The organism is Streptomyces tremellae, from assembly GCF_039540215.1.
Taxonomy (GTDB): domain Bacteria; phylum Actinomycetota; class Actinomycetes; order Streptomycetales; family Streptomycetaceae; genus Streptomyces; species Streptomyces tremellae.
On sequence record NZ_BAABEP010000002.1, the window covers coordinates 131,471 to 149,894 of the forward strand.

At 73.9% G+C, this 18,424-nt stretch carries 18 protein-coding genes; 9 read left to right on the top strand and 9 right to left on the bottom strand.

Going from position 1 to position 18,424, the window contains the following annotated elements:
• Positions 1–11: 11 nt before the first annotated feature.
• On the bottom strand, positions 12–1,064 hold the full coding sequence (trpD, locus tag ABEA77_RS02635; protein ID WP_345640538.1) for an anthranilate phosphoribosyltransferase: 1,053 nt from the start codon (positions 1,062–1,064) through the stop codon (positions 12–14).
• Between the two features lie 120 nt (positions 1,065–1,184).
• On the opposite strand from trpD, the gene ABEA77_RS02640 reads away from it, so the two are divergent.
• From ABEA77_RS02640 to ABEA77_RS02665, 6 genes are all read left to right on the top strand, one after another.
• The gene (locus ABEA77_RS02640; protein WP_345640541.1) at positions 1,185–2,108 is read left to right on the top strand and encodes an NAD(P)H-hydrate dehydratase; all 924 of its coding nucleotides are present in this window, start codon (positions 1,185–1,187) and stop codon (positions 2,106–2,108) included.
• Positions 2,109–2,191: 83 nt separating this feature from the next.
• A complete protein-coding gene (locus tag ABEA77_RS02645; RefSeq protein ID WP_345640544.1) occupies positions 2,192–3,316 on the top strand; it encodes an acyl-CoA dehydrogenase family protein in 1,125 nt (374 codons plus the stop codon).
• A complete protein-coding gene (locus ABEA77_RS02650) occupies positions 3,316–4,869 on the top strand; it encodes an AMP-binding protein (protein ID WP_345640546.1) in 1,554 nt (517 codons plus the stop codon). The genes ABEA77_RS02645 and ABEA77_RS02650 overlap by 1 nt, the downstream gene beginning before the upstream one ends.
• Positions 4,856–5,500, top strand: a complete 645-nt coding sequence (locus tag ABEA77_RS02655; RefSeq protein ID WP_345640549.1) for an HAD family hydrolase — start codon at positions 4,856–4,858, stop codon at positions 5,498–5,500. Before ABEA77_RS02650 ends, ABEA77_RS02655 begins: the two co-directional genes overlap by 14 nt.
• Positions 5,497–6,408: an NAD-dependent epimerase/dehydratase family protein gene (locus ABEA77_RS02660; protein ID WP_345640551.1), complete on the top strand. Its 912-nt coding sequence runs from the start codon at positions 5,497–5,499 to the stop codon at positions 6,406–6,408. The genes ABEA77_RS02655 and ABEA77_RS02660 overlap by 4 nt, the downstream gene beginning before the upstream one ends.
• The gene (locus ABEA77_RS02665; protein WP_345640553.1) at positions 6,405–7,355 is read left to right on the top strand and encodes an aldo/keto reductase; all 951 of its coding nucleotides are present in this window, start codon (positions 6,405–6,407) and stop codon (positions 7,353–7,355) included. Before ABEA77_RS02660 ends, ABEA77_RS02665 begins: the two co-directional genes overlap by 4 nt.
• Here ABEA77_RS02665 and ABEA77_RS02670 read toward each other — a convergent pair.
• Positions 7,340–8,428, bottom strand: a complete 1,089-nt coding sequence (locus ABEA77_RS02670) for a hypothetical protein (protein WP_345640556.1) — start codon at positions 8,426–8,428, stop codon at positions 7,340–7,342. The two genes, ABEA77_RS02665 and ABEA77_RS02670, sit on opposite strands and share 16 nt — an antisense overlap.
• 66 nt (positions 8,429–8,494) lie before the next feature.
• On the opposite strand from ABEA77_RS02670, the gene ABEA77_RS02675 reads away from it, so the two are divergent.
• Entirely contained in the window at positions 8,495–9,226 is a 732-nt protein-coding gene (locus ABEA77_RS02675; RefSeq protein ID WP_345640559.1) for a PIG-L deacetylase family protein, read from the top strand.
• On the opposite strand, the gene ABEA77_RS02680 is transcribed toward ABEA77_RS02675, so the two are convergent.
• A complete protein-coding gene (locus ABEA77_RS02680) occupies positions 9,177–9,653 on the bottom strand; it encodes an NUDIX hydrolase (RefSeq protein ID WP_189898305.1) in 477 nt (158 codons plus the stop codon). The two genes, ABEA77_RS02675 and ABEA77_RS02680, sit on opposite strands and share 50 nt — an antisense overlap.
• Positions 9,654–9,823: 170 nt before the next feature.
• On the opposite strand from ABEA77_RS02680, the gene ABEA77_RS02685 reads away from it, so the two are divergent.
• Positions 9,824–11,218, top strand: a complete 1,395-nt coding sequence (locus ABEA77_RS02685) for an NsdA family TPR-like regulatory protein (RefSeq protein WP_345640565.1) — start codon at positions 9,824–9,826, stop codon at positions 11,216–11,218.
• Positions 11,215–11,742, top strand: coding sequence for a GNAT family N-acetyltransferase (locus tag ABEA77_RS02690; RefSeq protein ID WP_345640568.1), 528 nt, complete (start codon positions 11,215–11,217; stop codon positions 11,740–11,742). Before ABEA77_RS02685 ends, ABEA77_RS02690 begins: the two co-directional genes overlap by 4 nt.
• Positions 11,743–11,749: 7 nt before the next feature.
• Here ABEA77_RS02690 and ABEA77_RS34060 read toward each other — a convergent pair whose 3' ends face one another.
• The 6 genes from ABEA77_RS34060 to fxlM are packed head-to-tail and all read right to left on the bottom strand — an operon-like array spanning position 11,750 to position 18,421.
• The gene (locus ABEA77_RS34060; RefSeq protein ID WP_440078503.1) at positions 11,750–12,262 is read right to left on the bottom strand and encodes a GFA family protein; all 513 of its coding nucleotides are present in this window, start codon (positions 12,260–12,262) and stop codon (positions 11,750–11,752) included.
• A 52-nt stretch (positions 12,263–12,314) separates the two neighbouring features.
• On the bottom strand, positions 12,315–13,409 hold the full coding sequence (locus tag ABEA77_RS02700; RefSeq protein ID WP_345640574.1) for an NUDIX hydrolase: 1,095 nt from the start codon (positions 13,407–13,409) through the stop codon (positions 12,315–12,317).
• 49 nt (positions 13,410–13,458) lie between these two features.
• Positions 13,459–14,232 (bottom strand): PIG-L deacetylase family protein, encoded by a 774-nt coding sequence (locus ABEA77_RS02705; RefSeq protein ID WP_345640576.1) that lies wholly within the window; start codon positions 14,230–14,232, stop codon positions 13,459–13,461.
• A 40-nt stretch (positions 14,233–14,272) separates the two neighbouring features.
• Complete coding sequence (locus tag ABEA77_RS02710) at positions 14,273–15,157, bottom strand: glycosyltransferase family 2 protein (RefSeq protein ID WP_345640579.1); 885 nt, start codon at positions 15,155–15,157, stop codon at positions 14,273–14,275.
• Positions 15,158–15,182: 25 nt separating this feature from the next.
• Positions 15,183–16,043, bottom strand: coding sequence for a hypothetical protein (locus tag ABEA77_RS02715; RefSeq protein WP_345640582.1), 861 nt, complete (start codon positions 16,041–16,043; stop codon positions 15,183–15,185).
• Between the two features lie 2 nt (positions 16,044–16,045).
• Entirely contained in the window at positions 16,046–18,421 is a 2,376-nt protein-coding gene (gene fxlM / locus ABEA77_RS02720; RefSeq protein WP_345640585.1) for a methyltransferase, FxLD system, read from the bottom strand.
• Between the last annotated feature and the right edge of the window lie 3 nt (positions 18,422–18,424).

Genomic DNA, 18,424 nt, shown 5'->3' on the forward strand with positions numbered 1-18,424 from the left:
GGGTGACGAGGTCAGCGAGGGGCGGCCAGGGCGGTGGCGAGCTTGGTCCAGCGGGCGAGCAGGTCCGCGGCGGCTCCGCTGTCGATCGCGGCGCGGGCCCGGTCCAGGCCTTCGGCGAAGGCGTCCTCGAGGTCGGCCGTGGCGTTGTGGGCGGCGAGGGCTCCGGCAGTGTTGGCGAGGACGGCGTCGCGGGCGGCCCCCGGGGCGCCGGCGAGCACGCTGTGGACGGCGTTCGCGTTGTAGACGGCGTCCCCGCCGCGCAGCGCGTCCGCACCGGGGCGGACGAGGCCGAAGCGGGCGGTGTCGAACGTGGTCCGGTGCACGCCGCTGTCGTCGGCGTGCCACACGTCGGTGACGGCGGCCGTGGTGATCTCGTCCAGACCGTCCTGTCCCCGGACGACCAGTGCCCGGGTTCCGCGGCCGGCGAGCACGGTGGCCAGGTGGGGGGCGAGCTGGAGGTTGGAGCAGCCGACCAGAGCGGTGCCGGGGCGGGCCGGGTTGGTCAGCGGAGCGATGTAGTTGATCGCGGTGGGCACGCCGAGGGTGCGGCGCACGGGGGAGGCGTGGCGCAGGCCCCGGTGGAAGGCGGGGGCGAAGGTGAAGCCGATGCCGAGGTCGCGGACGCACTGGGCGACCTGCTCGGGGCTGAGGTTGAGGGGCACTCCGAGCTGTTCCAGGACGTCGGCGGAGCCGCTCTTGCTGGAGACGGAGCGGCCGCCGTTCTTTACCACCGGGGCTCCGGCGGCGGCTGTGACGATCGCGGCCATGGTGGAGATGTTGACGGTGTGCGCGCCGTCGCCGCCGGTGCCGACGATGTCGAGGACACCGGTGCCGTCGACGGGCAGTGGGACGACGCGCTCCATCAGGGCGTCGAGCAGGCCGCCGAGCTCGGCGGGGCTCTCGCCCTTGGCGCGCAGCGCGACGAGGAAGCCGGCCAGGGCGACCGGCTCGTGGTCGTCGTCCATGACCGCGCGCATCGCCCACCTGGTGTCGTCCGCCGTGAGGTCTTCGCCGCGCAGCAGGGTGGCGAGCAGGTGCGGCCAGGTACGGGTGGGTGCGGTCACGGGGTTCCCCTCGAAGCGGCCCGGCGCCGGGTGCCGGCGCGGGTGTCTGTTCCGAGCCTAGCGACTGACGAAGCGTCATACGGCCAGGTTCGCGGTGACGTCGGTTCCGGAGCTGTGCGTGTGGAGCGGTCGTGTGCCCGGGAGTTGGCGCTGCGGGCCGTTGCGGTGGCCGGCGGGGGAGTGAAGGGTGACGGCGGGCTGGTGATGGTGATCGGCGGCTCGCGCGAGTATCCCGGCCCGCCGTACGTGGCGGCGCTGGCGGCCCGGCGGGCCGGGGCCCACGGGGTGCGGGTCGCGGCGCCGCCCGCCCCGGCGGCGCAGCAGGTGGCCTTGGAGGCGCATCTGATCGCGGGACTGGGGTTCGAGCTGGACGCCGCTGCGGTGGCGGCCGCGGCCCGGGGCTCGCGGCGGATGGCGCAGCGCCTGACCGAGACGGGGGCCCGGGGCCGGGTGGTCTGGCTCGTCGGTCCGGGGCTGGGAGGCAGCCCGGTGGCCGGGAGGGTGCTGGACGCCCTGGAGGAGGTCCGGGACCACGACCGCGGTGCTGCGCTGGTGGTCGACGGCTCGCTGGGCGGCGGCCCCCGCGCCCGGAAGCGCCTTCGGCACCTGGGCGCGGACCTGGTCCTGCTCAACCGGGCCGAAGCGCACGCCCTGCTCGCCGTGTCCGGCCCGGCCGGCCGAGCAGGGCGCGGTGGGGCGGTCGACGCGGCGGCACTGGCGCAGGCGGCCCGGCAGACCGGCGCGGTGATGGTGGCCAAGGGCGATCCGGATCTGATCACCGACGGCACCCGGACCCGGCTGGTCCCCGCCGGGCACCCGGGGCTGGCCCGGCACGGCTCGGGGGACGTGCTCGCCGGCGTCGCCGCCGCACTGCTCGCCCAGACGCTGGCGCCCGCCGACGCGGCGGCGCTGGCCTGCCACCTGGTCGGCACCGCCGGCGAGGTGCTGGACCGCGCGGCGGGGCCGGGCTGGCTGACACGTGAACTCCTGGACGCGGTCGCCGCCGCCCTGCGCGACCTGCTCGCCGCCCCCGCCCGCCACTGACCCGGGCGCCCCTAGCTGCCTTTTTCGCCGCCGTCGGCGGCACCTTCGCCTTGTTCTCGACCTGATCCGAGTGGAGATTCGAGATGACCCTTGTCCAAGAGCGCCCCGCCCTCGCGGCCGTGGAGCAGCTGAGCCGAACCGCCGCGGAGTACCGGGAGTTCGGGGAGCGGAACGGGACCTTACATCCGCAGGTGTGGGAGGCGCTGACCAGTTCGGCGTTGCCCCGGGCTGCGCTGCCGTCCCACTGCGGCGGCCTGCAGTGGGACGTGCCGCAGATCCTCCTGGCAGTGCGCGAGGTCGCCCTCGCGGACCCGGCCGCCGGGTGGGTGACGGCGATCCACGCCCCGGCCGGGGCGTTCCTGTCGCGCCTGGACGCGCAGACGGCCCGCGACCTGGCCGGCCCCGCCCCGGTGGTCGCCGGCTCCTCGGTTCCGGTCGGCCGGGCCGAGCCGGAGGGCGACGGGGTGCGCCTGCGGGGGCGCTGGCCGCTGGTCACCGGGGCGCCGGCGATGACCCTGGCCGCCCTCGCGGCCCCGGCCAACAGCGGCATGACGGGCACCCGCTGGTGGCTCGCCCCGCGTGACCGGACGACGGTCGAAGAGGACTGGGACGCGCTCGGGCTGCGCGGCAGCGCCTCCTACACCGTCGCCTGCGACACCCTGCTGCCGCCCGCCCACAGCATCAGCCTGACCGACCCGCCGCTCGCGGACGGGCCGCTGTACCGCTACCCCCTGTACGGGCTGCTGGCCGGGTGCATCGCCGAAGTCGCCCGCGCGACCGGCGAGCGGGCCCGGGCCGCGTTCACCCGGCTCGTCTCGACCACCACCAGCCGCTACGGCACCGGGCCGATGGCCGGACAGCCCGCGGTCCAGGCCGCCTTCGACCAGGCCGACGGCCGCCTGCGCGCCGCGGCCGCCCTGCTGGACGCCGCGACCGACGCCGCGTGGAGCAGCGCACTGACCGGCCACGTCAGCCCGGGACAGCGGGCGCTGCTGCGCACGGCCTGCTGCCAGATGGCCGAGGCCGCCGAGGCCGCGTGCCGGACGCTGTTCGACGCCGCCGGGGCGGCCGCGATCCACCGCGCCGCGGGCCTGGAGGGCTGCTGGCGCGACGCCCTGACCATCTCCCGCCACGCGCTCGTCGCCGCCCGCGGCCGCCAGCTCGCCGGAGCCCACCACCTGACCGCGACCACCGCCCGGGACCTGTGATGGCCGACCGTCTCCTCGAGCGCTTCCTCGCCCACCCCGGCAGGCAGCCGGCCGTCGTCGACCTGAACGGCACCGTCTGGACGTTCGACGAGGTCCTCGGCCGGGCACTGACTCTCGCCCAGCAACTGCGCGGCACCACCGACGTGACCGGGCGCGTCGTGCTGCTGCGCACCGGGCCAGGCCCGCTGTTCTCCGTCGCGGACCTGGCCGTCCTCCTGGCCGGCGGGGTACCCGCCGTCCTCCCGGACCTGACCCGCGACCAACTCGACGCGCTGTGGCCGGTGGTGCAGCCCGCCGCCGTCCTGGACACCGGCGGCGACGGCGCGCTCGCCGCCGTCGCCGGCCACGCCCGGACGCCGGTGCACACTGTGGACGAGCGGAGCACCCGGCCGGGCGGCACCCCCGCGCAGTGGCGCACGGCGGCCCGCCGCCTGGCTGGGCGCCGGCTGGAACAGACCGCCACCATCGTGTTCACTTCCGGCACCACCGGAGTGCCGCGCGCCGTCGCCCTCACCGAGGCGGCCCTGGTGCACGGCACCGACACCTGGACCGCGCAGTGGACCGGCCGGCCCGCGTCCACCCTGTCCTACCTGCCCGTCTCCCACATCGCTCAGCGGATCATGGGCCACACCCTGATGTGCCTGTACGGGACCACCGTCATCGCCTCCACCCCGGCCCGCCTCGCACAGGACCTGCGTCAACACCGGGCGGACACCCTGCTCGGCGTCCCCCAGGTGTGGGCCCGCCTGGCCGCCGCCTGCCAGCAGCCGGGCGACAGCGGACAGCGGCTGCGGCAGGCCCTGGCCCGGTTGCGCACCGCCGTCAACGGCGCCGCCGCCCTCGACCGCACGGTCGCCGACACCCTTCACCGGCACACGGGACTGCGTATCTGCGGCGCCTACGGCGCCACCGAGACCACCGTCCCCGCCTTCCACCAGGACGACGCCACCACCCCCGGGCTGGGCCGGCCGATCGGCGTGGACCACCAGATCGACGACGACGGCCAACTCCTGCTGCGCGGCCCGCATCTGGCCGCCGGATACGTCGAGCAGTGGCCGCGGCTGAACGCGGTCACCGACCGCGACGGCTGGCTGCACACCGGCGACCTGGTGAGGACCGACGAGGACACACCCGGTGGGCTGTGCCTGACCGGCCGGATCGGATCGGCGTTCAAGACCGGCGCGGGCGAGATGATCCACCCCGAACCGGTCGAGGCGCACCTGCTCACCCACCCCGCGGTCGACGCCGCGTGCCTACTCGGCCCCGGTCTTCCCCGCGCCGTCGCCCTCGTCTCCGCGCCCACCACCGCCGGCTGGATGCCCGACCGGGTCGCCGCGCTGGAGGGTGAGCTGTTCCACGGCGTCGAAACGGCCCGGCGCGAGGGCGAACTGCCCTACTGCGACCTGGCGGCCGTCCACGTCCTGTCCGACCGGTGGCCCGACCTCCTTCTGGTCACCTCCACCGGCAAACCCCGCCGCGACCTGATCGCCGTCCGCTACAGCCACCTTCTGCCGACTCTGGAGACCACCCGTGCCATCCGTGCTCTCGTCTGACCGACCCCGCCGTGTCCTGCTCGTCGACATGGGCGGCGTCTTCTTCAGCTACTCCTTCCTCAAGGCCCTCGACGCATGGGCCGACGCCGCCGGGCAGAACCCCGAACAGCTGCGGGAGCGCTGGCTGATCGACGCCCCCTTCGACGCCTTCGAACGCGGCGAGATCGAACCCGCCGACTACCTGGAGCACCTGCGCCGTCTCCTGGCCGTGGACCTGACCGACGACCAGCTGGAGGCGGGCTGGAACGCGATCTACGGCACCACCGACCCCCTCCTGCTCGCCCTGCTGGCCGCCCCGGCGGTCCGCGGCCGCTTCGACGCCGTGGTCGGGGTCTCCAACACCAACGTGCTGCACGCCGCGTTCTGGCGAGACCTGTTCCGCGAGGAACTGCCGGTCCTGGACACGGTGCACTGCTCGCACGAGATCGGAGCCACCAAGCCCGGCGCGGCGTTCTTCGACCACGTCGCCGCCGCCCACCACACAACCCGCGAGCACCTCGTCCTCGTCGACGACATCGCCCTCGTCACCGACGCCGCGACCGAGCTCGGCATCCGCGCCCACACCTACCAAGGCCCCGCCGCCCTGGCCTCCTACCTCGACACCCTCGACCCCGCCAAGGACCCCTCGTGAACCTGCTGATCACCGGCGCGGCCGGCTTCATCGGCTCCGCCCTCACCACCGCCCTGCGCGCCGCCGGGCACGCCGTCACCGCCCTGGACGACCTGTCCGTCCACTCGCCCCGGCCCCGCCCCGAGAACCTCGTGGAGCGCGACGTCCGCACCCTCACCCCCGCCGACCTGGACGACTTCCACACCGTCGTGCACCTGGCCGCCCACAAGTCCGTCCCCGCCTCGTTCGACCCGGGCGGCTTCGAGCACAACACGGCCGTCGACCGGCACATCCTCCACACCTTCGCGGCCTCCGCCGCCGGCCGCCTGCTCCTCGCCTCCTCCTGCGAGGTCTACGGCGAGCAGCGCGGACCGCTGGCCGAGACCGCCCCGCACCGGCCCCGCTCCCCGTACGCGGCCGGGAAGGCCGCCACCGAGCACCTGGCCGACATCTACCGGCCCCGCCTCGGCCCCGGCCGGCAGATCGGCACGGTCCGGTTCTTCAACACCTACGGCCCCTGGGAGGACCCGGACGCGGTCGTCCCCGCCTTCATCGACGCCGCCCTCGCCGACCGGCCCCTGATGATCGAGGGCACCGGCACCCAGGCCCGGGACCTGACCCACATCGACGACACCGTCACCATGCTCGGCCGCATCCTGGACACCGACCGGCTGCTGCCCGTCGTCAACATCGGCTCCGGACAGGCCATCACCGTCCTCGAGCTGGCCCAGGCGGTCATCCGCGCCACCGGCCGCGGCACCCTCACCCACACCCACCCCCGGCCCAACGAGATCCGCTCCTTCACCGCCGACACGTCCCTGTTCACCGCCACCTACGGGCCGCTGCCCACCCGGCCGCTCGAAGGGGCCCTCGCCGACACCGCCCGCACCCGCGCCGCCGCCTGGACCCCGGCCGGGGCGCCCCGGTGACCCCCGCCCCCACGGGCGCCGCCACCCCGCTGACGGGGGTGGCGGCGCTGGGCACCTTCGAGTTCGGCACCCCCGCACTTCCCGCCGACCGGGCCCGCCGGCTCCTCGACACCTACCAGGAGCTCGGCGGCCGGCTCATCGACACCGCCCCCACCTACGGCCCCCACGACGGCGCGTTCCTGGCCGAGCCGCTGATCGGAGCCTGGCTGCACACCGCCGGCGCCCCCGCGATGCGGGTGATCACCAAGGCCGGACTCGACCCCGCCCGCCCCGACCAGGGAGACCTGCGCCCCGAGACGATCCTCGCCTCCGCCCGCCGCAGCGCCGACCGCCTCGGCCGGCCCATCATCCTGGTGCTGCACCGCGACGACCCCGCCGTGCCGGTCGACGAAATCGCGGACGCCGCCGACCGCACCGTCCGCGAAGGCCTCGCCGAACGCGTCGGCGCCTCCAACTGGACAACCGCCCGCCTGGAGGCCTGGGCGACGTACGCCGCGGCGGCCCGGCTCACCGCCCCGACGCTCACCGCGCCGCTGTGGAGCCTGGCCGCGCGCGCCGATCCGCCCGCCGAACCCTGGCTCGTCGAAGCCGACCGAGCACACCTGGACATGGCCGCCCGGCACGGCATGACCGTCACCCCGTACCGCACACTCGCCGCCGGCTACCTGGTCGCCCACCACAGCGGCCGCCACCGCGCCCACCACAGTGCCGCCTACGACACGGCGGCCGGGCGCGAGCGCCGCGCCCGGCTCCACCAGGCGGCGGCCGCCCTGCGGATGACTCCGCACGGGCTGGCCCTGGCCTGGCTGCGCGCCCACCGCCCGGCACCGGTGATCCCCGTCATCGGCCCGCGCACCCATCAGCAACTGGCCGAGAGCATGGCCGGCGCCGCGCAGGCCGAGCGCGTCACCTCCGCCCTGGCCGCCTACCTTCAGGCCGGCCCGTGACCGGCGCCGTCCAGCAGCCGCGCGAACCGCTGCGGCATCAGGCCCTGGCTGTTCGTCCCGTACGGGAACAGCCACGTCGCCCTGCGGCAGTGATCGCGCAGATCGTGCCCGAGCTCATCCAGCACCCCGCGCACCGTCAGCGGCTCACCGAACCCGAACGCCACCATCTCGCCGCCGTGCCGGGCCAGTTCGACGCTCGCCGCCCCGGAGTCAACCGCAAGGAGCACCGACCAGCGTCCGCCCCGGCCCGTCACCTCCCACCCGGCCCGGCCCTCACCGCCCGGCGTCGGGCGCACCGCCAGGCCCTTGAAGGCCAGGCGCTCGATCCAGCCCTCCACCAGGGCGGACACCATCTCGCGCCGCTGCGCGGCATCCAGGGCCCGCGGCTGAAGGCGGCGCTTGACCGTCGCAGGCACGCCGGCCGCGAGCACCCCGGCGGGCAGCGGCCGGGTCACCGTGGCGCTCGCGGCGACCACGGTGCCCGCCCCCACCCGTACCCCGGGCAGCAGCACCGACCGCAAGCCCAGCCACACCCCGTCCTCGACCCTGACCCCGGCGAACGCCCCTGCGTGCCCGTCGCGGACCGGGTGCCCGGCGTGGTAGCCGTGGGTGAAGACCGCCACCTGGGCGCTGATCCCCACCTCGTCGCCGATCACGACCGGCTCCGTGCAGTTCAAGGTCACGTCCGGGGCGATCTGGCACCGGGCCCCGATCCGCACCAGAGAGCGCTCCTCCATCGTCGCCCCCGCGCCGATCCGCAACCGGTGCCCCACGTAGGTGCCCTCGGCGATCGTCAGCTCCCGGCACACCAACTCGGCGTCCGCGTCGACGACCGTCCCGGCTCCCAGCCGGGCCAGGTCCGCGACCAGCCACCGGCCACCCTCGCCGACACGGACCCGGGGGCCGAACTCCAGGCGCGCCGAACGCAGGTCGCAGCCCGGCCCGATCACCGCCCCGGCGCCCAGGACCAGGTCGTCGGCCACGATCACCGTGCCCTCACCGATCCGCACCCCCTCGCCGATCTCCATCCGGCCGACCCGCAGCTCGACACCGGGAAAGCACGACTCCCGCATACCAGTTCCCACCCCTTCTCCAGCGGGCCGCGACGCGACCCGAACCGATCCGCCGACAGGAGCGCCATGAACACCGCCGCCACCGCCCGCACCGTGCTGGCCGTCGCCGCCCACGCCGACGACGAGACCCTGGGCGCCGGCGGCACGCTCGCCGAGCACGCCGCCGCCGGGGACCGGGTACGGATCCTGGTGCTCAGCGCCAGCTCCACCAGCCGCCCCGGCCACGACCACGATCAGGCCGTCGCCCACCGCAGCGCCTGCGTCCACCGGGCCGCCGCCCTCTACAACGCCCAGGCCGAGATCGCCGCCTTCGACGACAACGCCTTCGACACCGTGCCCCGGCTGAAGATCACCCAGGCCGTCGAGAACGCCGTCCGGACCTGGCAGCCCGACATCGTCTACACCCACAGCAACGCCGACCTGTCCCTGGACCACCGCATCACCGCCGAGGCCGTCGCCGCGGCCACCCGGCCCCAGCCCGGCTGCCCGGTCACCACGGTCCTTGCCTGGGAAGTCCGCTCCGCCACCGAATGGGCACCCCAACGCCCCTTCCACCCGACCTGGTTCCAGCCCCTCACCCCCCAGGCGCTGGCCGTCAAGGAGAAGGCCCTGGAGGTGTACACCACGGAGATGCGGCCCTGGCCGCACACCCGCTCCCCCGAAGCGGTACTGGCCGCAGCCCGGCTGCGCGGTGCCCAGATCGGCCACGACGCCGCGGAAGCGTTCGAGGTGCTGCGGCACACCGTCCTCACGCCGGCCGGAACCACGCCCGCTCCCGCTCCTCCAGGCCGAGCCTGAGCAACTCGCCGGTCCGCGCCCGCATCGGCGGCAACGCGTCCACCGGGAACCAGCCGACCTCCAGCGACTCGTCGTCCGCGGCTCGGGCCACCTGGCCCGGGCCGTCCGGACGGCACGCGAAGACCAGCTCCAAGTACTGCGCCCGGTGCCCGTTGGTGTGCACCACCGGCGGGGAGACCGTCACCCCGGCGAGGCGCTCGACCACCACACGGATCCCGGTCTCCTCCGCCACCTCGCGCACCACCCCGGCCGCCGGCTCCTCGCCCGGGTCGAGGATGCCGCTCAGGATCGACCAGTCCCCGGTGTCGGAGCGACGGTGCAGCAGCACCCGCCCCTCGTCGAGGACGACCGCGTTCACTCCCGGCAGCCAGAGCCGGTGGTCAGGGCCGACGAAGGAGCGGAGTTCGGCAACGTACGCAGGAATCATGAAGGCCACCGTGGGGCGTGAAGGAGCAGGGGAATCGGCATCGTCCCAGCCCACCACCCCCACCCGGCACCCGGCAGACGCCCGGGCCGTGAAGGACGTGAAGCAGGCACCGGAAGTGTGAAATCCCGTGAAACCTCCCACGCTCACCGCTTGTGACCTAACGTCATGGCGTGGTGACTGATCTCGTCCCCTCGCCCGTGCTTGCCGACGCCCTGGACCGCGCCAAGTGGTCGGCCCGCGAGCTGGTGAAAGCCATCAACCCACGGCTGAACGCCATGGGCCAGCCTCCGGTAGACCTGACCGCGGGCTACAAGTGGCTGCGCGGACACCGGCCCCGCTCCGCCGCCGTGCGCGACGTCGTGGCGGTCGTCCTGACCGAGGCGACAGGCCTGCGCTACACCTCCGCGCAGCTGTGGGGCCTCGACCAGCCCGCCACCGAGACCGCCGAGACCGAAGACCTGCTCGGCCCCCTGCCACTCGAGCACGTCCTGCGCACCGCGTCCGAGTGGACAAGCGGCGCCGTCGAACCGGCACTCGTCCACTCAGCCGCCGCCGAACACCTCACCGCGGCCGTCTGGGACGCCACCCGCCAAGCCCCCGCCCCTCCCGCCCCCGGCAGGGGCGACGGCAACTACGTCGCCCCCGAGTTCGTCGACATGCTCTTCGAGCAGCTCGCCGCACTGCGCCGCCTCGACGACCGCACCGGCGGCGGCCCCCTGAGCCAGCGCCAGGCCCGCATCGCCCTGCACGAGTCCCTGACCCTCATCCACACCGGCCGCTACAACGCGGCCACCGGCAACCGGCTCCTCCGGTACGCCGCCAGCGCCGCCCAACTCGCTGGCTGGATGAGCTTCGACGCGGGCCTCGACCCCGCTGGCCACCGTTACCAGCTCCTGGCCATCCGGATCGCGCGCGCCGCCGGCGACACCACCACCGTCTCCAACGCCCTCGGCATGCTCGCCTACCAGCACGCCGCCGGCAGTAACCCACGCCTGGCCCTGCGCTTCGCCCACGCCGCGGTTGAACACTCCGCCAAGGCCGTCCCACTGGTCCAGGCCCGGGCGTGGGGGCGTCTCGCCACCGCCCAGGCCGCCGCGGGAGACCTGGACGCCTTCCGTCGGGCCACCGACCGATGTCGGCAGCTGATCGGCCAACGCCACAGCGATGACCCTCCCTCCCTCTACTACTTCACTCCCCAGCAGGTCGATGCCGAGTCGGGCCAGGCGCTTGTCGACCTCGCCGGCCACACCCGCGGGCGGCGCTCACTCCTGCTCCAGGAAGCCGCCGAGCTCCTGAACCCGACCGCCGCCCAGGGAACGGCCACCGGCTACCGCCGATCCGGCCTCCTGCACGGAATCCACCTCGTCCGCGCCAGCATCGGGGCCCGGGACACCGAAGCCACCGCCCACTGGATCACCGCCCTGACCAACACCCTCCCGCAGGTCCAGTCCATCCGATGCCGCACCCTCCTCACCGGAGTCCGCACAGCTGCCGGCCGGCAACTGCGCGCCGCCGGACACAGTGATGCGCTGGACGCCCTGCGCACGGCACTATCGACACCATGACCTCGCTGCTCCAGGCCGCCCCCGAGTGGACGCTCACCGCCGTCCCCTACGGCAGCCCCGACGCCCGCGCCCTCGTCCAAGCCCTCCACCAGGAGCAGCTGGCCACCTACGGCACCGCCGACGACCCGGAAGCCACGGAGGACGCGGAGTTCGACGCCCCCCACGGTCTGTTCCTCGTCGCCCGGCTCGGGGACGGACCGGCACTGGCCTGCGGGGGCTGGCGCACCCTGACCACCTCGGCCGCCGAGATCAAACGGATGTACGTGGCGCCGCCCGCTCGCGGGCAGGGACTCGGGCGCAGGATCCTCGCCGCTCTGGAACAGGACATGCTCGGCCGCGGCCCCACCGAGATCCTGCTGGAAACCGGCATACGCAACATCGCCGCCCTCGGCCTGTACGCCGCGTGCGGCTACGAGCCGATCCACTCGTACGTCCCTGGCCGCAACCCCGAGATCAACCGGGCACTGAGGAAGGTCATCCGGCAGCAGCCGGCGCCCCACCCCCACACCGGCCTGCTCTTGTAGCACGCGCCTAAGGCCCAGGATCGGGTGCGGGTGCGGGTGCGAGGGTGATGTGCATCCACGGCACGGCGTGCTCGCGGAAGGAGTGGCCCAGTGGTTCGATGCCGCTCTGGTCAGCGAGGCTGAACCCGGTGACCATGGCCATGTCGGAGTCGTCGGCGATGGAAACGAGCTGCGATCCGCAGTCGGGACAGAAGCCGCAGCGAAGGGTGGGGTAGGGGTACCACCATTTCGGCTCGCCGCCGGAGCCAGTCCAGATCAGCGAGTCCTTGGGGAACCCCACCCACAGCACGGCGGGCCCGCCGGACACCCGAGTATCTCGCTCGCAGGAGCAAAGGTGCGGATCGTCCGGAATGCCGCTGACCTGGTAGGAAATGTGGCCGCACGGGCAGTGCCCTGTCCGGACCGGCGCCCGGTGACCGGTGGTGGGGGCAGTGTTCGGCGACAGGCTGTGGGCAGACTCGGTCGGCAGCGGTGAAGTGGGCGCGGGCTGCTTGCCGGCAGCAGGCGATGAGCTGGTCATGGGAGTCCTCGCTTCAAGGTGGGCCCGGCCCTCCTGGGTCGGGCAGGGACTGTCAGAGGGCGAACGTGCCGACGGCCGGTTCGGAGACGGGCTGGCGTACGGCTTTGGGGATGCCGAGGCGGGTGCGGGCCTGGTGGAGGGCGGCGAGCTGGTCGACGGCCGGCTCGCCCCAGTCGAAGAGCTCCAGGGTCTGTTCGGGTGTGGCCAGGATGCGGATGTAGGTGCGGCCGGTGGCCGGATCGACAGGCGCTGGCCCCAGGCGTGTGAGGGCGGCGGCGTACCGCAGGCGGGAGCACGTTTCGTCGGGGGAGGAGAGGTGCCCGATGAACAGCGGCTCCCCGACCTCGGCTGCGGCCTCCTCGCGGGTCTCCCGACGCAGTGTGAGCACAGGGTCGCCGCAGTCCTGGAGTTCGGGAGTGCCGCCGGGCAGGCACGCCGCGCCCGTGTCCGGCTCCAGTAGCACGAGCATGCGGCCGTCCGGGGTAAAGAGCCAGCCCCACACCTGGTGTACGGGGAGGCATTCGGGAGCCGGACCGGTATGGAAGGGGAAGTGGTGCCGGGGGCGGGCAGTGCTCAGGACACCGGCCCGGTCCAGGACGGTGGGGGCGATCGGGAGACCGTCCTCCAGCAGGGCGGGGCCGGCGGCGTTGATACGGGCGCGCAGCGCGGACAGAGCCCGGCGGGCGTTGTCGGGTGACATCAGCTCGGGCAGTCGGGCTGGTTCGACGAACTCGACCGCCTCGATCTCACCTGCGCGGGGTCGGATGGCGGCGATCTGTTCGTCGTCCCACGTCCCGCCGTCGAAGACGTGCAGCACCTCACCGGGAAACCGCATGGCGGGGCGCGCGTTGGCGCCGGCGGTGGAGACCCAGTCCACGGCGAGCCCGCGGTCGAGGGCCATCGTGACGCCGAGCTCTTCGCGCAGTTCGCGGGCGGCGGCCTGGGCGGGTGACTCGCCCTTGTCGACCGCGCCGCCCGGCAGGAGGCGGGTGTCGCGATAGCCGACGCGCTCGACCAGGACCAGGCCGCGCCGATCCGTGATCAGTACGGACGCTCCGGCCCACACGGCCGCCTCGGCGCGTTGAGCCCCGTACTGCTCGTCGGTGAAGGTGCCCGGTGTTTCGTCAGCGGTAGGTGTGGTGGTCATCGTGGACTCCAGTTGTGCGGTGCGCGCGGAGAGTGCGGGGGCGTGCCTGTCAGGCGAGGAGCCGGGACGGATCACCGGCGACGGGGCCGGGGGTGAGCCTGGTGAAGAACTCGGTGCTGATGATCTCCTTGCGTTCGACTTCGGGCAGGCGGGCCAGGATGCCGGGCAGGGGCCGTTCGCGTGCGACCTCCCCCTGGTGGGCAAGGATGGCCGCCCACTTCACCCCGGTCCACGGGCTGACGTCGACGGTCGTGGTCACATACGCGTCGGGGACGGGCAGCACGCTCTTCCCGACCCTCTCCAGCAGGGTCCCGAGCCGGCCCACGCCAGCCTCCGAATGCGTGGCCGCGTACAGCGCCGACGGCTGCCAGGGGGTGCCCGCCTCGGGGTAGAGGGGCTCGAGACCGGCGGCCTCGACGGCAAGCACGGTGATCTGGTGGGTGCGCACGTGGTCGGCGTGGCCCGTCAGCTGGCCGAGAGCGTCGTGAGTGACGACGACTTCGGGGCGGAAAGCGCGGATGTGGGCGACGAGACGGCCGATGGCCTCGTCGAGGGGCGCGTCGACGAGGCGGGACTCACCAGGGGCGGACTCGGGGTTGCGGGCATCGCCGTAGCCGAGCAGCCGCGGGGGACCGGCGCCCAGGACAGCGAGGGCCGCGGCGAGTTCGGGCGCTCGCCTGCTATCCGGCGCCCAGGTGGCGGTGACGACACCGGTGCGCGCCCCGGCGGCGTGATGCTGTGCGAGTACACCGCCGGCCAGGAGGCTCTCATCGTCCGGGTGCGCGAACACCCCCAGCAGCGAGGGCAGCGGCGGGCTGTTCATGACGAAGGGTTCTCCTCGAAGGGGTGGGCGGACGGGAGGTTCAGATGACCGGCGGCCGTCCGGCGGCGGTGAGCCGGTACACGGTGCGCCGGTTCATCGGGCGCCGCGGCTGCGTACGCCGGGTCGTCCAGCCTTCGCGCATCCCGCGCAGCGTCTGGCGCAATCCGCCGCCGCGTACGGCCCGGGCCAGGGTGATCACGGTCCACGCGCCCAGGTAGAGGGGGATGAACGGGGCGGGCAGGTTCCGGTATGCGATCCAGATCCGGTTGCGGGCGGCGAGCCGGTGGTACAGCGCATGGCGGGCGGGTGTGGTGAGCGGGTGGTGCATACGGATGCCGGCGGCGTACCAGCCGCTCCATCCCGCCGCGTACAGCCGCCAGGCCAGATCGAACCCTTCGTGATACAGGAAGAGTTGATCTTCCCACCCGCCTACCGCGTCGAAGGCGGCGCGCCGGATCAGGACGACGCCCTCGGTCATCGAGGTGACCCTCCCCGGCCGGCCCGGGTTCGCTGCGCGCAGCCGGGGGACCCAGCGGCGCGGGGTGGTCACATCGTCCGGGCCCGTCAGCCGGGGTTGCACCCAGGCGGCCTCCGGATGCTGCTCGGCCTCGGCGACGAGCCGGGCGAGGACGTCGGGGCGGGGGAAGCGAGCGTCGTTGTCCAGGAAGTACAGCCAGTCGGCCGGATCGCCGGCCTCGTGCAGTGCGTCGGCGCCGGCGTTGCGACCGCCGGGGATGCCGATGTTCTCGGGCAGGAACACGGTGAGCGCACCAGGTGGCACGAGCTCGGGCTTGCAGCCGTTGCCGACGACCACCACCCGCACGTCGACGCCGCTCTGGGCAAGGAGCGTCGCCTGCGCGGCTGCTTCCTCCGCAGGGCGGTCGTTCATGGTCAGAACGACGACGTCGACGCGTGGGCGGGACAAGGGGTTCCTCCAGGCTCGGGGCCGGTCAGGGCGTGGGGATGGGGGCGCCGGTGAGGTGCTCGGCCTGGCGGGCGACGAGCGGGGCGAGGTGAGGGTGGACGCCCCGGGAGCACGCCTGGAGGAGTTGTCCGAGGGCGATGAGCTCCCCGGTCCGGCCGGCGTCGGTCTCCAGGACGTGGCCGAACTCGCGCCGGATCCGGGCGGCGGTCACCGGCGCGGCCAGTGAGTACGCGTGGAGCAGGCCCAGGTCGTAGCCCACGGGCAGCCGGCCCCAGTTCTCCCAGTCCAACAGGACCAGGGGCGCCCGCGTCACGTTCGCCCAGTGCAGATCGGCGTGCCCGGTCGTCGTCTCACGGATCTGGATGGGGTCGATGCCGAGGAAGCGGCGGAAGTTCCGGTCGACCCAGTTCTGCCGTACCGATTCCCGGTCGGTGCGCACCGCCGCGAGCGTCCCGAGCGCGGACTTCAGCTCCGACCACCACGAGTCGGGCAGAGCGATGTCCTGGTCGAGCGCGGGAGTACCACTGGTGACCGGCTGGACGGACACGTACTCGGTGAGCTCCGCCCGGTAGGCGACATCCGCTGAGGTCCAGTCGAGAATTCCGCGAAGCCGCGGCCGCGGCACCGACCGCGGCACGTGCGTGTCAGCGGTCGCCGTCCCCTCCCACAGCCGACCGCCCGCCTTGTCCACCTCGGCGGAGACGATGCGCAGCCAGCAGTTCCCGGCCCGCCGCCCCAGGGTGCGGCCCTGCCACCCCCATACCTCCGGCCCCGATGCGGACACCCGGAACTGCTTGGCGGCGGCCGCGTGCGCGCGACGCACCCGGTCGGACTCGTCGCGCTCTGCCGGGGCGACGAACACCGCCTGTCGCAAGGTCCGTTCCATCGTCACACCCCCTCCGCCACGGCGTCGGCCACAGGACGCTCAACGGGACCGGGCAGCACCACGTCACGCCCCGGCCACCGGAACACCATCCGGCAGTTCACCTTGTCCAGGACGTCGCCGGCGGGCAACGCATCGTCGGGCGTGCCGGCCGGGTGGACCGTCAGGACAGGATCGGCGTGCTCGTCGTTGGCCTCGGCGCGGATGTGACGGTCCCAGGCCAGCACCGTGGCCACCAGCCGCTCGGCGAGCTCGGGCCCCTGCTCGCCGAAGGAGTACGCGAACCACTCCCACTCCTTGTCTTCCCGGCGGTCGCTGTCCTTGGTCTGGACGTGGATCAGGTAGGCCAGCGAGGACCCGCAGAGGATCGCGGGGGCGTCGCGGTCCTTCGCGATGCCGGTCACAGCCTCGGCGGACTCCTGGTGGGCGGCCAGCCGGCAGGAGCCCGGCACGGTGGTGGCCGCGAACAGCTGAAGGGAGCCGAAGTAGGAGTTCGTCGCACCCATGGTCACGCCGGTCGCGACCTCGTGCCGCCGCCCGCGCAGCGCCTCCTCCAGGCCCTCCGTGCGGGGGACGGGACCGTCGTCGAAGCGCAGTGCCAGAGCTCCGTCGAGCAAGGGGGCAACCGGGGCGGGGCGGGCCTGCTGCCCCTGGTCGCGGACGAAGCCGCAGTAGGTGAAGCGGCGGGCGTGCAGCACCTCGCCGTGCCGCTCGAACGCGATCGCCCTGGTGTAGCCGCCCATCTCCAGCGGCAGGACCAGGCGCCCGCCTTCGGCCAGCTGTTCGCGCCAGGCCGGGGAGATGTCCCAGCAGTTGTAGGTGATCATGCTGCCGTCGAAGCCGCCGCGGGGTACGAGGTGGGCGGGCGCGCCAAGGGCGGCGTCGGCCTCGATGGCGGTGACGCGTCCGCTGCCGGTCTCCGTGAGGAAGGCCCGGGTGCGGCTGATGACCCACGGGTCGATGTCGACGCTCACCACCCGCCCGCCGGGCCCGGTGACGTGGGCGAGCAGCTCGGCGTTGTAGCCACCGGACCCCGCCTCGAACACGATGGCACCCGGCTGAAGGCGCAGGCTCTCGATCATGTCGGCCTGGAGCCAGGCCGCGGACACCGAGCTGATCGCCGTCCCGGTCTCGTCGCGGCGGGTGATGACCGCCCTGTCGCCGCCGTCGTACGCGTCCGCCAGGTTCACTTCCGGGGCGAACCGATGGCGGGGCACCGTGCGCAGCGCGTCGCGGACGGGCTCGGACGGGGCCCAGCCGCCGTCGATCACCGTCTGGGCCATCGCCTGGCGCAGCCGGACGGCCTCAGCTGGCTCACCCGGTACGGGCGGCCGGTCGGCGGCGAGCGGGTAGGAGACCACAGGCGGCAGGTCCGGGATGACGCCGGGCCACACGCTGTCGATCGAGAGTGCGGCCGGAACGAAGACGTCTCCGACACAGGCGAGAGCGTGCAGGTCGAAGAACTCCCAGCGGTCGAACAGCTCCGGTTCCTCGTTGGTCAGCGTTCCCGTCCACGCGGTGATGCGGACGACGGCCGTGAGCCGCGGGATGCCGTGGCTGTCGTCGACCAGCATCGTCACCACGTACGCATCCGCCGGGTCGGCGATCAGGCCCGTCTCCTCGGCGAGCTCGCGGACCGCCGCGGCCGCGAAGCCCTCCGGGCCGCGGGTCTTGCCGCCGGGCAGTTCGAGCATGCCGCGGCGGGAGCGGCCGAGCAGGACCCGGCCGGCGTCGTCGGTGACGACCGCGAGGGCGCCGGTCAGGGCATGGGCGGTGGTCGGCCGCTTCTCGACGGCCCTGGTGTCGGTGTGGCAGGGACCGCGCAGGATCAGGACGGCCAGGCCGTCCGCGTCCAGGCGCTCCACCGTCTCCCATCCGGCGGCGAGCACGGCGATCTCATCCTCGTCCAAGGCGATGGCGCGCCGTTCCTCGGGTGTGGTGGCCGCCACCGGGGTGATGACGACGAGAGCGCCGCCGTCGCGCAGCCGCTCACCCAGCCCGTGCAGGACGCGTCCCCTGTCCTGCACGAACGGGTACACCAGGCGCAGCGTGATCAGGTCATACCCCTCTTCATGCAGCGGGGCGGGGTCGTCGCGCTCGATGTCCAGTCGCAGCCAGCGCACGCCCTCGACACCGGCGTGCTCCTCCCGGGCCCGTGCGAGCGCGCTCTCGGCGAAGTCGATGGCGTCCACGGTGTAGCCGAGCGAGGCCAGGTAGACGGCCAGCTCCCCGGTACCACATCCCACATCGAGCGTCCGGCCGCCGCCGTCCGGGGCGGGGGTGTGGTTGGCGAGGAGCTCCCGCTCCCGCTCACCGACCTGCCGGAAGTTCTTGCCGTCGCTGAAGTGCTTCTCCCACTTGTCGCGGGTGGTGTACGTCAACGT